We start from the raw sequence: 14146 nt of genomic DNA on the forward strand, positions 1-14146 counted from the left end.
ACGAGGCCATCGCCGGGGAATTATGCCTGCGCTATGCTTTCGATCTGGCGCAGCAGCCGATGCGGATCGAAGGGCTTGGGAAGGAACGTCGCCCGGGCAGGCAATTCGTGCGCCGGGATGGGGGCGTTGCCGGAGACGACGAACAATACGGTCGGCGGAAAGCGTTCGCGGACATAGTGCGCGAGCTTCACGCCATCCATCGATCCCGGCATCTGCACATCGGTCAGAACCACCCGGATATCCTTGTGCGCGTCGAGGATGGCAATGGCTTCGTCCGCGTTCTCCGCATCGAAGACCCGCCATTCGGCATGGGTGAAGAAGTCCACGAGGTCGAACCTGACCAAAGCCTCGTCCTCAGCGATCAGGATCGTCTTGCTGCCGATCGGCGTACTCTGACCCACGCTTACTTCCCGGTCACGATAGCGGCGTCTCCAAGCCGCGCTTCAAGTTCGAACACCAAACCTTCCGGCCGGTAGTCGGTTGCAGCCTTGCCGCTGAAATAGCTCCGCAAGGAGCGCTCAATCAGGACAGAGCCGAAGCCCTTGCGCTGGGGCGGCGTAACTGGCGGTCCTCCCTCCTCGCGCCAGCAGACCGCCAATTTGGCATCGTCGCCGTCGCCGTTGATCGACCAGGCGAGCGTCACATGACCGGTTTCGTTCGATAGCGCGCCATATTTGGCGGCATTGGTCGCCAGCTCATGCAGAGCAAGGGCGAAGGCGACCGTCAGTTCCGGCTTCAACGTCACCGCCGGCCCGCACAAAAGGATACGCTCGCCGATCCGGCCGTGCGGGGACAAGGCGCGCGTCGCCAACTCGCATAGATCGGCGGAGCGCCACGAACGGCCTGTCAGCACGTCCGTTGCGGCACCGAGCGCGACCAGCCGCGCCGACAGGCTCTGACTTGCCGTTTCTGCCTCGGGAATGCCACGCAGCGTCTGCGCGGCGACCGACTGGACGACCGCCAGCACATTCTTGAGGCGATGTGCCAATTCGCCGTTCATCAGGCGCATATCGTCTTCGGTACGGCGCCGTTCGCGAAAGTCGCGGGTCACGGTGCCGTAGCCGATCAGCGTTCCCGTCGCGTCTGTGACCGGAAACACGGAATAGAGGACCGGGATCAACTCGCCGGTGCGGAAATGCCGGAAATCCAGCTCGCCGACCCAGTGGCTGTCGCGGTCCACGGCTGGCAGCACTTTGCGCATGACCGTCTCGACCTGATCGGGCGGGAAGAAGTCGGCGATGGTCAGTCGCGTGATGTCGGCGCCCTCCAGGCCGACGAGGCGTCTTGCCGCGTCGTTCACATAGAAGACGCTGCCGTCCGTCCGGGCCATGCCGATGAAGTCGGTGCTGTTCTCCGCCAGTCGGACGAAGCGGTCGCGATCTTCCTCGCTCGCGCGCAGGTTGGTGATATCGCGGGACACCGACAAAATGCGGTCGGGGCGCCCGTCCGGTCCGGTAATCGGGCTGACCGCGACGTGCCACCATTTCGGCGTACCGCGATAGGTGTCGGCCTTGCCGATGAAGCTGCGCGCCTCGCCCCGCCTGGCTGCCTCGATCGCGGCCTTGGCTTCGGCGTTGCCGGCATCCTGCCAGAAGTCCGGCCATGGACAGCCGACGACCTCATTGAAGTCGCTGATCTCCATGACATGCTGTCCGCCTTCGCTCATGAAGGTCAGCTTGCCGTCCAGGTCGAGGACCTTGATGCAATCCGTCGAACTGGCCAGCACGCCGGAAAGGAACGCCTGCCGCTCGACTGCCTGCCGCTCGCTTTCGACAAGCTCCTCGTTGAGCCGCCTTGCCCGCCGCAGGGACTCGCGCAACTCAGCGGTCAGCATGACGATGCCAAGCATGACGACGAGGAACAGGGATACCGCCACCCATTGCTGTCGCGGCACCCAGGTGGGATGCTCGATCGTGCCGAGGGATGCGATGCCGGTGGCTGCCGACAGAAAGGCTGCGAATAACCCCGGTCCTTTGCCTGCCACCAGAGCAATGGCGATCGTCGCAGGAATGAACAGCAGCCACGGCAACGTGTCGGGTACGAACAGGACGCGTCCCCAGCCCACGGCAAGGATCGTGATTGCCGCGAGCAGATATCGGGTCACGATCGGGAGCTGAAGGTAGAGTGACCAGGCTACGATCCGGTCGAAGAAACTGACAGGCTGGGAACGGATCATCAGGGCGTCCAGGAGCGGACAAGCCCCCTGGCACATCCTCCTCCGCCATTTAGCAAACCCGCACGCAGACGGGAATATGGCCGCTTAGGGCTGGCGTTAGACATAAAGTCGCGCCTATCGGCGGGGCGAACGTTGCGAATGATACTGCTTGATGTTCAAGGCAGGCCGACCGTCAGTCCCGGAACACCATCCTTGTGGGACAGCGGGTGCCAAGCGCTGATTGGGCGGCCAAAGGCGTTCAGCTCTGATCGTTTGCTGCCGCGCGAACGGTTCCGGAACTCGATACCCGATCAAGACCGCGGCGTCGTTCATGCGCAGTTTCGTGGAGCCTGGTTAGGACCCGGTTGCGGCCTCAACCTCGTAGCCGCTCCAGCCCGCATTCCAAGAAAGCCACGATGAAGTTGAGAACGCTCCTGCCCGCGATTGCCCTCCTCAGCGCATCGATCGCCAGCCTATCGGCGGCAACGGCGCAGACGCAGGATTTGCGGACCGCGCGCGCCAAGAACGCCAGCGATACCGATGCGCTCAGGACGCGCATCGACCGTGCAGGCTCGCGTTGTTGAGGGGCGGCGTAGCGGCAAGGTATCCCGCACGCGCGCTACGCGGCTGAACCGTCAGGTAGCGCAGGTGCAGACGAGCATGACCCGCTTGAACAAGCAGCAGGGTTTCGTGAGCGCAGCCGAACTTGCCTCGTACAACCGGTCCCTGGGCGAGGTGGATGTCGCGCTCGACGGCTACGGCGTGCCGCGCGGCTACGGCAATGACGGGCTTGTTGCACCGTCCGACGCGCGCTGATTTCGGCGCTGCGGCTATAGTTGAAAGGCGGCAGGAGCGTTCCACTCCTGCCGCCCGACCACACCTTCTCTTGCTCAGGACCGTCGGCATCATCGAGGCGTCAGGCGACAGCCCGGGCGCAACCACCATGCCACCGATCAAGTGCGGCCGTCGCTCTACCAGGCGTAGGCGACCGGCGCTTCACCGCCAGGGCCGGGCCAGATCTCGTCCAGCTTCGACAGCACCTCGTCCGACAGCCTGACGCCCGGCGCCTTCAGGTTTTGCGTCAGCTGCTCGACGGCGCGCGGGCCGCTGATCGCGGCGGTGACGACCGGATTGTGGAGCAGCCAGGCGAGCGCGACGTCGGCCGGCGCCTCGCCGATCTCGTCGCAAAACTTCTCATAGGCTTCGAGTTGCGGGCGGAGCTTGTCGATCTGCTGCTGCTGGCGCTCGGAGGCGCGACGGCCGCCCTCGACCTTCTTCAGCACGCCGCCGAGCAGCCCCATGCCGATCGGGCTCCACGGGATCAGGCCGATGCCGAAGTGCCGCAGCGCCGGGATCACCTCCAGCTCGATCGTGCGCTGGGTCAGGTTGTAGAGGCTCTGCTCGGAGGCGAGGCCCAGCGTGCCCCGCGCCTGCGCGGTCATCTGCGCCGTCGCGATGTCCCAGCCGGCGAAGTTGGACGAGCCGACATAGGTGATCTTGCCCTCGCGGATCAGCTGCTCCATCGCCTGCCACACCTCTTCCCACGGCGTCGCGCGGTCGACATGGTGCATCTGGTAGAGGTCGATATGGTCGGTCTTCAGCCGCTTCAGGCTCGCCTCGCAGGCGCGGCGGATGTGGTAGGCCGACAGGTACTTGTCGTTGGGGCCGGTCTCCATCGGCTGGTAGACCTTGGTCGCCAGCACGATCCTGTCGCGCCGGCTCGCGTCCTGCGCCAGCCAATTACCGATGATCTCCTCGGAGACGCCGTAGCCCTTCTCCATGTCGGGCTTCTGCGGACCGCCATAGACGTCGGCCGTGTCGAACATGTTGATGCCGGCGTTCACCGCCTCGTCCATGATCGCGAAGCTGGTCTGCTCGTCGGTCAGCTCACCGAAGTTCATCGTGCCGAGCACGAGGCGGCTGATGCGGAGGCCGGTGCGGCCGAGATGCGTATAGTCCATAGGGATCACTCCAGAATGTGGGTAGGTGTCGGGATCAGGGACGGATGAGCACCTTGAGCGCCCCTCGCTCGTTCATCGCGCGATAGCCGTCGGCGACGCCGTCGAGGTCGACCGTCCGGTCGAAGACGCGGCCGGGCTCGATCCGGCCCTCCATGATGTCGGGCAGCAGCTCGTCGATATAGGCGCGCACGGGTGCCGGGCCGCCGGCGACGGCGACGTTGCCGAAGAACATCGGCTGCGCGGCGGGGACGGTATCGTAGTGCGGCACTCCGACCCGACCGACCGCGCCACCGGGCCGGACGATGCCCATCGACGTTTCGATCGCCTGGCTCGTGCCGACGCATTCGAGCACCGACTGGACGCCGAAGCCGCCCGTCAGCGCGCGCACCCGCTCGATCGCCTCGTCGCCGCGTTCGCTGACGATGTCGGTCGCGCCGAACGCACGGGCGAGGTCGAGGCGGGCGGGGTGACGGCCCATGATGATGATCTGCTCGGCGCCGAGCCGCTTGGCGGCGATGACGCCGCACAGCCCGACCGCGCCATCGCCGACGACCGCCACCGTGCCGCCCCGGCGCACGCGTGCCGTGACCGCGGCATGATGGCCGGTGCCCATCACGTCGGAGAGCGTCAGGAGCGAGGGCATCAGCGCACCGTCCTCGGCGACGTCGAGCGGATACAGCGTGCCGTCGGCCAGCGGGATGCGCAGCGCTTCCGACTGGGCACCGCCGACCACCGCGCCGGTGCCGAACTCCTGCCCACCGCCGAAGAAGCCGCCATGCGTGCAGGCGGTCTGCAGCCCCTCGTCGCAGAACAGGCAGCTCCCGTCGGAAAAGGCGAACGGCATGATGACGACCTGCCCGACCCTGATGCGGCGGACGTCGCTGCCCACGGCCTCGACCACGCCGATCGCCTCATGGCCCATCTGCTGGTGCTGTACGGACGGACCGTCGTTATAGGGCCACAGGTCGCTGCCGCAGATGCACGCGCGGGTGATCCGGATCAGGGCGTCGGTGGGTTGCTGGATGGTTGCGTCGGGGACGGTCGCGATCGACACGTCGTGGGCCTTGTTCATCACGGTAGCGCGCATGATTACTTCTCCTGCCTGGCCGGGCGCCTGCCATAGCCGGGTTGCTTGGTGAGATCGGTCCATTGGCCGAGGATGTCGGGGTCGAAGACGCGAGCATCCCAATCCGTGGACGCCACCTCCTCGAACCCGACCGACACGGCGTCCTCGCCGTAGCCGAGGGTGCTGGTGACACCGCGGACGATGGCGTCGGAGAGCGCGCGCTTCTGCGCCTCGCTTTTTCCCGGCCACAGCTTGACGATCACGTGGGGCACGGGGTCACTCCGTGCCGAGCGGAGCGAGATAATCCTCGTCCGTCACCTTCTCCATCCAAGTCACGGGCGAGCCGTTCACCGACTCCTGGACGGCGATATGGGTCATGGCCTCGTGCGGCGTCGCACCGTGCCAGTGCTTCTTGTCGGCCGGACACCACAGCACGTCGCCGGCGTGGAACTCGAGCTTGGGGCCGCCCGCGATCTGAGTCCAGCCGACGCCTTCGGTCACGATCAGCGTCTGACCCGCGGGATGGGTGTGCCAAGCGGTGCGCGCACCCGGCTCGAAGTGAACGATGGCGCCGCTGATCCGCGACGGGTCGGGCCGCTGGAACTGGCCGGTGATGGTGACCTTGCCGGTGAAGTACTCGGCTGGACCGTCCGCCGTCTTCATGTCGGCCTTGCGGGTGATCTCCACGGCGGTGTTCCTTTCGTTGGCAAGGGAGGGGGTGGGAGCGGGTGTGCCGGGCGTTGCCAGCGCGAGGGCTGCAAGCCAGAGCATCAGCGTGTCTCTCCGGACGTGGTTGACGCGACCCGGCCGTCGAGAACCGCCATCAGGGCTGCCGCGGCGAGCACGGCTGCGCTGGCGAGGAAGGTCGCGCGGTGGCCACCGGCATCGAACAGCAGCCCGCCTCCGGCCGCGCCCAGCGTGATCGCAAGTTGAACGACGGCAACCAGCAAGCCGCCACCCGCCTCCGCGTCGTTCGGGAAGCGGCGTGCGACCCAGGTCCACCACGCGACGGGCGCGCCGGTGCCGACGATGCCCCACAGCGTCAGCAGGATCGCGGTCGGCACGGGAAAGCTTCCGAGCGCCACCAGTGCGCAGGCGATGGCGGCGAGGGCTGCGGGTGCGAGGATCAGCGTCATCGACAGATTGCGTGCGACGAAGCGGCCGAACAGCCAGGTGCCGAGCAGGCCGCCCGCTCCCATCAGCAGCAGCACCAGCGACAAGGCGGGAACGCCAAGCTGCGTGGTGCCCTCCAGGAACGGGCGCAGGTAGGTGAACAGCCCGAACTGCCCCGCGAAGAGCAGCGCCACCGCTACGCTGCCCGTCCGAGCCTCCGGCCGGCGGAGCAGGCCCAGCGCGCTCGCCGGGCGGGCAGCGCGGTCTGACGGCATGGCCGGCAGCGTCAGCCACTGCCAAGCGAAGGTCAGCGCGGCGAGCGGCACCACTACGAAGAAAGCGCCACGCCAGCCGATATACTGGCCGAGGAAGCTGCCCAGCGGCGCTGCGATCGTGGTGGCGAGCGCATTGCCGCCATTGAGCAGCCCCAACGCGCGCGGCACGTCCCGCTCCGGCACCAGCCGCATGACGGTCGCGGCCGACATGGACCAGAAGCCGCCAATCACCACGCCCACCAGCGCGCGCCCTGCCATGAAGACGAGGCCGTTCGGCGCGAAGGCAACCATCAGCCCCGACAGCAGCATGGCGGCGGTGAGCCCCAGCAGCAGCACGCGCCGGTCGAGCCCGCGCGTCAGCCTGCCGATCGACAGGCTGGTCAGCACGGCGAACAGTCCCGACACCGCGATCGCCTGCCCCGCGGTTCCCTCCGTCAGGTGGAGGTCGTTCGCGATCGGGGTCAGGATGCTGACCGGCATGAACTCGGACGCAATCAGCGTCGAGACGCAGAGCGTCAGCGCATAGACCGCGCCCCACCCGGACCGCGGCGCGCTCCGCGCCGGTGTCCCGTCGCCGGGTAAAAGGGTAATGGCGTGCTCAGCCAAGGGTATGCTCCGTCCGTTCGGCCGCGTGGCAACGGGCCGGCAGCAGGGACGATGTAGGCGGTGCGGCCGCGGCCGATCACCCCATCCCAATGCGATGAGCCGATGAGCGCAGCTCAACGATAGCCGGCTAAAGCCCCAGCGGACGCAGCTCGCGGATGAGGTCGATCAGCAGCCGCAATGCGGTCGGCAGCTGGCGACGGCCCGGATAGTAGATGTGAAAGCCAGGCCCGGTCGACGCCCAATCGTCCAGCACCACCCGCAACGTTCCACGCGTGACCAGCGGTGCCACGCTCGGTTCCGGCAGGTAGGCGAGCCCGGCCCCGCCGGCGGCGAGGGTCAGCGCGAATTGCGTCTCGTCGAGCGTGATTGCGCCGGGTACGTCGATAGCGATCTCCTCGCCGTCCCGCTCGAACTCCCAATGGTAGATGCTGTCGTCACCCAGGCGCAGTCGCAGGCAGCGGTGATCCGCGAGATCGTGCGGATGCATCGGCGTGCCGTGTCGATCGAGATAGGGTGGAGCCCCCACCACGACCCAGCGCACGTCGGCCGACAGGCGCTGCGCCACCATGTCCTCGGGTACGGTGCCGCCCCAACGGATGCCGGCATCGGCACCATGCGCGACGACATCGACCAAGTGGTTGGAGGTCGCGACGTCGACCTCGATATGCGGGTGACGCTCCACGAACACCGGCAGCACCGGCGCGAGCAGCAGCGCGCTCGCCTGATCCATGACGTTGAGCCGAATGCGACCCGCGGGCTCGTCGCGGTAGCGGTTCAGCGCCTCGACGGCGGTGCCGATGGCGTCGAACGGCCCGGCGAGCGCGGCGTGCAGTTCCTCCCCGGCCGCGGTCAACGTCACGCTGCGGCTGGTGCGGTTGAGCAGGCGCACCCCGATCCGCGCCTCCAGCCCCTTCAGCGAATGGCTGAGGGCAGACGCGCTCACGCCAAGCTCCAGGCCTGCCTTGCGGAAGCTGCGCTGCCTGGCGAGCGCCAGAAAGTAGGTGATATCGGCAATGTCCGAGCGACCGATGCGCATGGCTCAATCCTGCCGGGCTTGCACCGACGAGGCAATCACCTGCATCCCAGCCTTGTTCTGCAACATGACAAGGTCGAGAATGCTGGCGCCGTCCCGGTTTGCCATCCCAAACGAGACGGCTTTGGCTGTCTTGAAGACCGTTCGTTTTTGGAAGGTCCGCACTTCACATCCGTCAACACCCGGTCACTTTGGCCCCTCATGGTGCTTCAGAGCAAATGGATAGGAACGAAGCACGATGCGCCTGTTGATGCTAGTGACGGCCGCATTGGCCGGTTGCGCGTCTGTCCCCGGGGCAACCGGCTTGTCCCGCTCCGAAGTTGTGAATCGGGTTTGGACCTTGCGGACGCTACAAGGCGAGCGGCTATCAGGCCAGCGGATCGCGACGCTACGGCTCGATTATGACGGTGCGGTCACCGGAACATTGGCGTGTAACACGCTTGGTCCGAGCAAACTTCGGTGGACCCGTCTGCCGCCTGGATCGCACGGAACAATCGATACGGGTGGAGCAGGAGCCGGCATAATCACGACAGCAAAGTGTGGAAACACATCGGCGGTCCGAACGGCCGATCGCTTCTGGCAGCTTATGAATACGGCAAAAACCTGGTCACTTGAGCATGGAGGTCTCCGGGTGACCTTCGCTGACAATACCGACGCCTATCTGGTCCTTACTAGCCGCTAGGCTTGCCGTAATATGTTCGTTTTCGGAATGGGTCGGAATGTCCACTCCCGCCCATTGCGGACATCTCCGCGTAACTTCTTGAGGCCATTGTTCACTTGATCTGATTCCGCCGGGAGGGTCAGATCGCCTCGGCAGCGGCAGGAGAGAAGTGGTGAACGGAGTCGTTTGGGTGTTAGCAGCAGCCCTGACCATGTCGGGTCCGGAAACGGCAGCGGCTTCCTTCTGTCAACGCATGGCAGCCAAATTGCCTATGAAAGAGAAGCGCGTGGAGGGGACACAGCGCGCCTTTGACTTGCAAACGATGCCTGCTGCACGGCGGCTGCTTATCGGCGGCACCACCTATTTTAGCATGAAGCTTGAGCCCATAGACGATACGGCGGCAGAGCGGCAGCGGATGGAACGCATGTGCGACACCTCCCCATGTACGATGGAAGGCCCGCTCCGGTTCACGCTCGGATTAAAAGACGGCACAAAGCATACTTTCGAAGCCGGCCCGGGTGAGCGAATGCGTGTGGAGATGGTGGGGACGCGGGTCCGCTGCTCCGATTTATAGCAACAGCGATCATCGGGGCGTTGTGAGATATGGCATCAGCGTAGGGTGAGCATAAAACCGCTTTCCGCCCAGCCTCGGACATTCCCGTTTCTCGATCCTTTGTGAGACGCTGGCAGGGGCGCCATGCAGTTATCCCGTCTGTTGGCGGACATACTCGCCCAAGCCGCGCGCGACGAGTTCGTCGTTGGAGAGGCGGGGGCCTCGCTTCAGGCGCTGATTGCCAAGTTTGCGGCGGTCCAGCTTCGGCCCGGGTGGTACGGGCGAGGGGGCCTTGAACACCCCGCCGGGCTGAGCGGTACGCGCCGGTTCGTTGTTGTTGCGCTTCGCGTGGTGCGGCTGCACCTGCTGGATGGCATGGGCGAGCGCCAGCGCCGCGTCGAGGTGCTTGTTGTCGACCACCGGTGCCTGGTTCACGCGGCGCATCTTGTCGAAGACGCGATAAGGCAGGACCTCGCCCTCGTGCTGGATCTCGAGGCGGCCGTCCGGGTATTCGCACACATCCACCTTCTTGCGCGCTAGCCCCTGAGCGACCGGGGTCGGCTCCAGGATGAACATGGCCTTGTTGTAGTGCAGGGTGAGGGCGCCGGTGACGGTGCGCTGCTCGCGCCAGACCATCTCGGCTTCAAGGTTCTCGTGGATGGCCAGCGGTCGGTGCAGATCGCGCGGGTCGAACGGCGCCTTGGCGAACCGCTGGTTGTGTTGCGCCATATAGGAGGGGAGGAAGGCGTTGGCTTCGTCGATGGTGTTGATGCGGTGGAGCCGCATCGCCTTGACGAGCCGGTCCTGCAGCGTCGCGTTGGCCCGCTCGACGCGCCCCTTCGCTTGCGGCGAGTTCGCGCAGATCAGATCGATGTTCAGCCGGTCCAGTGCCCGCCCGAGATGGGTCATCCCGTCGCCGTTCGCCGAGGCTGTGTTGTTGCGGAACGCGCTGTGCTTGTCCGTGTAGAAGGCGACCGGCTTGCCGTGCCGCTCGAGGTACGTCCGCGTCGCGCGCATGTAGGAAAAGGTGCTTTCGCTCTCGACCATCTCGAGGTGCATCAGCTCGCTCGTCGCGTCGTCGATGAACACCAGCAGCGTGCATTGCGGGCCGCGGTCCTCGAACCACCAGTGTTTCGAGCCGTCGACCTGGACCAGTTCGCCGCGACAGTCGCGCCGGTAGCGGGGTTGGTAGGGGCGCGGGCGCCTGGCCGCGCGGTCTTTCCAAAGGCCCGCCTCCATCATGATCTGACGCAACGTCTCACACGAGAGGCCCAAGCCGTGCCGCTCCGCAAGGTATTCGCGCGCGAGCGTCGGCCCGAAGTCGGCATAGTTTTCCCGCACGAGAGCGACGACCTCGGCGCGAAAGGCGTCGCTGTAGCGGCGGTTGCTCGGGCGTCCGCGCTTGCGCGACACGAGTCCAGCAGCGCCTTCCTGTCGAAGGCGATCGAGCAGCCGGTAGATTTGCCGCCGCTGGAGGCCAAGAAGCTCCATCGCGTCCGGGATCCGGATCTCGCCGCGGTCGAGCCGCATCAGCGTGTCGAACCGGGTGATCTCAGCAGCACTCATCGTCAGCACCGTCATACCATGCGCGTCCTCGTTGCCGAGGAAGGCTATGACACCGGCGACCCACTGAAAGCACCGGCAGTGCCGTTTCTATCTAGCAGGACGGTGTCATTTGTATCTGGCGCTTACAATTTGCTAGTCCGATAACATTGATTATGTAAAATCGTGAAGCTTGGAGTGCTATCTACCATCGGCCACATGCACCTCGGCACTCCAATCACGCCACCAAGGCATCTCGCCGGCCAGCGCTCCGGGCCGTTGCGACAGCTCGCCAAGCACCCATTCAAGATGACATGCCACCTGAATAGCCAATAAGTGGTCGCCATGATCGGCGGCTTGGGCGGCAAGAAGGTGAATGGACCGAACTTCGTCGGCGAGCTGCTCTAGAATGACGAGCATCGAGTCCGACTGCTGCTCGTCATCCGTTTGCACGAAGTCGCGCCATCATCCGTTTCTGCCAGCCGATCGCCTTCCGCAAAACGCGCGAGAGCTGCTCGACCGAATAGGGTTTATGTAGCAGCTCGAAACCGTGCTTGCCGTTCTGCGCGAGGACGTGGCTGTAACCGCTGGTCAGGACCACCGGCATGTTGGGGTGACGGCGCCGGATCTCGCCGCCGAGATCGATGCCGCTCAGACCCGGCATTACCACGTCGGAGAACACGACGTGAATTCGGCCGCAATTCTGCTCCAACTCGGCGAGCGCCTGGTCGGCGTCGGTCGCGAGAATGCTGTCGTAGCCCAGCTCTCTCAGCGCCTGGGTCGCGAACTCGCCGACCTGCGCATTGTCCTCGACGACGAGCACGCAATATCCTTCGCCATTGACCGGACTGTTGCTGGTCGCCTCGTCGCTGGCCTCGTCCCCGTCGGCGACGGCGCGCGGCAGGTAGAGCGTGAACGTCGTGCCCTTGCCCACCGTGCTTTTGACATCGATGTCCCCGCCCGATTGCTTGGCGAACCCGATCACCTGTGAGAGCCCGAGCCCGGTGCCCTCGCCGACCGGTTTGGTGGTGAAGAACGGCTCATAGATGCGGCCGAGCTGGTCGGGTTCGATCCCGGTGCCGGTATCGGTGACGGTGACGGCGATGAAGTCGCCGGCGACGGGTGGGTGGGAACGGACCGCCGGTATGCCCGAGACCGGACCGGCCCCGATCACCAGCTTCCCCTCCCCGTCCATCGCATCGCGTGCGTTCACCGCCAAGTTGACGATGGCGCTCTCAAATTGGACGCGATCCGCCATGACATGCACGAGCTGATCGGGAAGATGCGTTTCGAGCTTGGTGCGCGACCCGAGGAGGGTTCTTATCATGTCGGCGACATTGTCGATGCAGGTGCCAAGATCGAACAGCTCGGGCTTGAGCGCTTGGCGCCGGGCGAAGGCGAGGAGCTGTCCGGTCAGTTTGGCGGCGCGATCGGCGGTGTCGCCGATCGCGTCGATGTAGCGGGCGCGCTTGTCATCGGCGAGGTTCGGCCGGCGCAGCAGGTCGATCGAACCGCGGATCACCGTCAGCAGGTTATTGAAGTCGTGCGCGACGCCCCCCGTCAGCCGCCCAATTGCTTCCAGCTTCTGCGCCTGACGCAGATGTTCTTCGGCGCGTTCGAGTTCGGCCCGACGCTCCATGACCTCGGTGGACAACGCTTTGTGGCGCTGTTCCAACTGAACGCGGCTGGTCTGCTCGTTGGTGACGCACAACAGACCGACGACCCGCCCCTCGTTGTCGAAAGCGGGCGAATAGGTAAAGGTCCACCAGCTTTCCTCGGGCACGCCCTGGCGAGCGAGATCAAGGAACATGTCGGTCATCTTGGTGCTGTCGCCGCCAAGCGTCGCCGTCACCAGCGGCTCGATCTCATCCCAGATACTCTCCCAAACGACCTTGAAAGGCTCGCCGAGGGCGGTGTCGAGGCGATAGCCGAGGATCGGACGGTAGGCGTCGTTGTAGAAGCACAGCAGATCGTCGCCCCACGCCAGGAACATCGGCGTCGGGCACGCCAGCATCAGCGCCAGGGTGGTCCGCAGCGAGGCGGGCCAAGTCGGGATCGGTCCCAGCGACGTGCTCGACCAATCCCTGCCGAGGATTTCCGCGCCGGTTGTACTGCCGGCAGTATTCAGGAAACCGGGTTCAGGACCGTCGCTCGCCATTGGTCTCGCTTGCAGCAGGGGCATGCGGCCGGAACAGCCCTGCCGCCTCTCTCGTCTAGCCGCTCCTTCCGCGAGCAACAAACGTTGTAGACGAGTCCGCCTGTGAGTCGCCGGTCAGGCCGAGGCAGTGTCGAGCTTCAATTTCAGGGGCTTGCGACGTGGGGCGTCTGGCGTCGTCCGTTCGGCAATCAGACCGGCGTAGCGCTCCGCCATCTCCAGATGGACGCTCCTGATCGCGGGATCGGTCGCCGCGGCCGCGTGCTCGCGCGCGGTGCGCTCGCGCTGGCGATAGTAATCAAGGTCGTTGGTATCCAACATGAGGTTCTCCCTCTCAGATTGAGATGCGATCGAGCGGCGCGACCAGCAGCCAGGTCACGCCGGAATGGTCATAAACCAGCTCGACCTCACCACCCAAGGCTCGTCCCGTCGCGCTGGAGACCAAGCGCGACCCGAACCCCTTGCGGGCCGGCGGTTCGACCGGCGGTCCGCCATGCTCGACCCCTTGCATCCAGAGCCTGCGCCCGGGGACGCCGTCGATCAGCTTCCAAAAGAGATCGATCGTGCCGCCCGGCGCCGACAGCGCGCCATACTTTATAGCGTTTGTGCCCAGCTCGTGCAGCGCCAGCGTCAGCGCCATGACTGCGTTGCTGCCGACCATCAAGGGTGAGCAGGTCGTGGACACCATGACCAAGATCACTGCCGTGCGCGGTGCTCCGCGCACGATCCGGGTGGATAACGGGCCGGAATTCATCTCGAAGGCGCTGGATAGATGGGCCTATGAGAACGGCGTGACGCTGGATTTCAGCCGGCCTGGCAAGCCGACGGACAATGCTTTCGTGAAATCGTTCAACGGACGCTTCCGCGACGAATGCCTCAATGCCCATTGGTTCTTATCGCTGGCCGACGCCAGGAGCATGATCGAGGCGTGGCGGCGGCACTACAAAGAGTGCCGTCCTCACACCTCTCTCGGCTGGCTGAGCCCGGCCGAATTCGCGTCATCTGCCGGGTTAACCCCGGCAGATG

The 14146-nt window shown here is 65.4% G+C and carries 17 protein-coding genes and 1 pseudogene; 5 read left to right on the top strand and 13 right to left on the bottom strand.

The genetic code is table 11. The annotated features are described in order from the left end of the window. Positions 1 to 20: 20 nt before the first annotated feature. Both ACWPWT_RS19380 and ACWPWT_RS19385 read right to left on the bottom strand, forming a co-directional pair. Positions 21 to 401 carry a response regulator gene (locus ACWPWT_RS19380; protein WP_454281018.1) on the bottom strand — a complete coding sequence of 127 codons (381 nt, stop codon included), beginning with the start codon at positions 399 to 401 and terminating at the stop codon, positions 21 to 23. 2 nt (positions 402 to 403) lie between these two features. Next, entirely contained in the window at positions 404 to 2176 is a 1773-nt protein-coding gene (locus ACWPWT_RS19385) for a PAS domain-containing protein (protein WP_454281019.1), read from the bottom strand. 395 nt (positions 2177 to 2571) lie between these two features. On the opposite strand from ACWPWT_RS19385, the gene ACWPWT_RS19390 reads away from it, so the two are divergent. After that, a complete protein-coding gene (locus ACWPWT_RS19390; protein ID WP_454281020.1) occupies positions 2572 to 2739 on the top strand; it encodes a hypothetical protein in 168 nt (55 codons plus the stop codon). A 76-nt stretch (positions 2740 to 2815) separates the two neighbouring features. Further along, complete coding sequence (locus ACWPWT_RS19395) at positions 2816 to 2971, top strand: hypothetical protein (RefSeq protein ID WP_454281021.1); 156 nt, start codon at positions 2816 to 2818, stop codon at positions 2969 to 2971. Between the two features lie 155 nt (positions 2972 to 3126). Here the strand turns inward: ACWPWT_RS19395 and ACWPWT_RS19400 are convergent, their stop codons facing one another. The 6 genes from ACWPWT_RS19400 to ACWPWT_RS19425 form a co-directional block, all read right to left on the bottom strand. After that, a complete protein-coding gene (locus ACWPWT_RS19400; RefSeq protein WP_454281022.1) occupies positions 3127 to 4116 on the bottom strand; it encodes an aldo/keto reductase in 990 nt (329 codons plus the stop codon). A 34-nt stretch (positions 4117 to 4150) separates the two neighbouring features. After that, positions 4151 to 5203 (bottom strand): zinc-dependent alcohol dehydrogenase family protein, encoded by a 1053-nt coding sequence (locus ACWPWT_RS19405; RefSeq protein WP_454281023.1) that lies wholly within the window; start codon positions 5201 to 5203, stop codon positions 4151 to 4153. Between the two features lie 2 nt (positions 5204 to 5205). Next, complete coding sequence (locus ACWPWT_RS19410) at positions 5206 to 5454, bottom strand: tautomerase family protein (RefSeq protein ID WP_454281024.1); 249 nt, start codon at positions 5452 to 5454, stop codon at positions 5206 to 5208. Positions 5455 to 5458: 4 nt separating this feature from the next. Then, complete coding sequence (locus ACWPWT_RS19415; protein WP_454281025.1) at positions 5459 to 5953, bottom strand: (R)-mandelonitrile lyase; 495 nt, start codon at positions 5951 to 5953, stop codon at positions 5459 to 5461. Further along, on the bottom strand, positions 5953 to 7176 hold the full coding sequence (locus ACWPWT_RS19420) for an MFS transporter (protein WP_454281026.1): 1224 nt from the start codon (positions 7174 to 7176) through the stop codon (positions 5953 to 5955). Before ACWPWT_RS19420 ends, ACWPWT_RS19415 begins: the two co-directional genes overlap by 1 nt. A 127-nt stretch (positions 7177 to 7303) precedes the next feature. Next, entirely contained in the window at positions 7304 to 8212 is a 909-nt protein-coding gene (locus ACWPWT_RS19425; protein ID WP_454281027.1) for a LysR family transcriptional regulator, read from the bottom strand. 247 nt (positions 8213 to 8459) lie between these two features. On the opposite strand from ACWPWT_RS19425, the gene ACWPWT_RS19430 reads away from it, so the two are divergent. Together ACWPWT_RS19430 and ACWPWT_RS19435 are read left to right on the top strand one after the other, a co-directional pair. Next, positions 8460 to 8891, top strand: coding sequence for an META domain-containing protein (locus ACWPWT_RS19430; protein WP_241762959.1), 432 nt, complete (start codon positions 8460 to 8462; stop codon positions 8889 to 8891). A gap of 151 nt (positions 8892 to 9042) precedes the next feature. Next, on the top strand, positions 9043 to 9444 hold the full coding sequence (locus ACWPWT_RS19435) for a hypothetical protein (RefSeq protein WP_454281028.1): 402 nt from the start codon (positions 9043 to 9045) through the stop codon (positions 9442 to 9444). Between the two features lie 129 nt (positions 9445 to 9573). Here the strand turns inward: ACWPWT_RS19435 and ACWPWT_RS19440 are convergent, their stop codons facing one another. The 5 genes from ACWPWT_RS19440 to ACWPWT_RS19460 form a co-directional block, all read right to left on the bottom strand. After that, complete coding sequence (locus tag ACWPWT_RS19440; protein WP_066760133.1) at positions 9574 to 11004, bottom strand: ISNCY family transposase; 1431 nt, start codon at positions 11002 to 11004, stop codon at positions 9574 to 9576. Positions 11005 to 11166: 162 nt separating this feature from the next. Next, positions 11167 to 11418: a hypothetical protein gene (locus tag ACWPWT_RS19445; protein WP_454281029.1), complete on the bottom strand. Its 252-nt coding sequence runs from the start codon at positions 11416 to 11418 to the stop codon at positions 11167 to 11169. After that, complete coding sequence (locus ACWPWT_RS19450) at positions 11405 to 13123, bottom strand: ATP-binding protein (RefSeq protein ID WP_454281030.1); 1719 nt, start codon at positions 13121 to 13123, stop codon at positions 11405 to 11407. Before ACWPWT_RS19450 ends, ACWPWT_RS19445 begins: the two co-directional genes overlap by 14 nt. A 114-nt stretch (positions 13124 to 13237) precedes the next feature. Further along, positions 13238 to 13441 carry a hypothetical protein gene (locus tag ACWPWT_RS19455; protein WP_454281031.1) on the bottom strand — a complete coding sequence of 68 codons (204 nt, stop codon included), beginning with the start codon at positions 13439 to 13441 and terminating at the stop codon, positions 13238 to 13240. Between the two features lie 13 nt (positions 13442 to 13454). Then, the gene (locus ACWPWT_RS19460; RefSeq protein WP_454281032.1) at positions 13455 to 13760 is read right to left on the bottom strand and encodes a hypothetical protein; all 306 of its coding nucleotides are present in this window, start codon (positions 13758 to 13760) and stop codon (positions 13455 to 13457) included. A gap of 19 nt (positions 13761 to 13779) precedes the next feature. Between ACWPWT_RS19460 and ACWPWT_RS19465 the strand changes: the two are divergent. Beyond that, positions 13780 to 14124 (top strand): annotated as a pseudogene (locus ACWPWT_RS19465) (integrase core domain-containing protein); the annotation flags it as partial. Between the last annotated feature and the right edge of the window lie 22 nt (positions 14125 to 14146).

Source organism: Sphingomonas sp. Marseille-Q8236 (genome assembly GCF_965112005.1).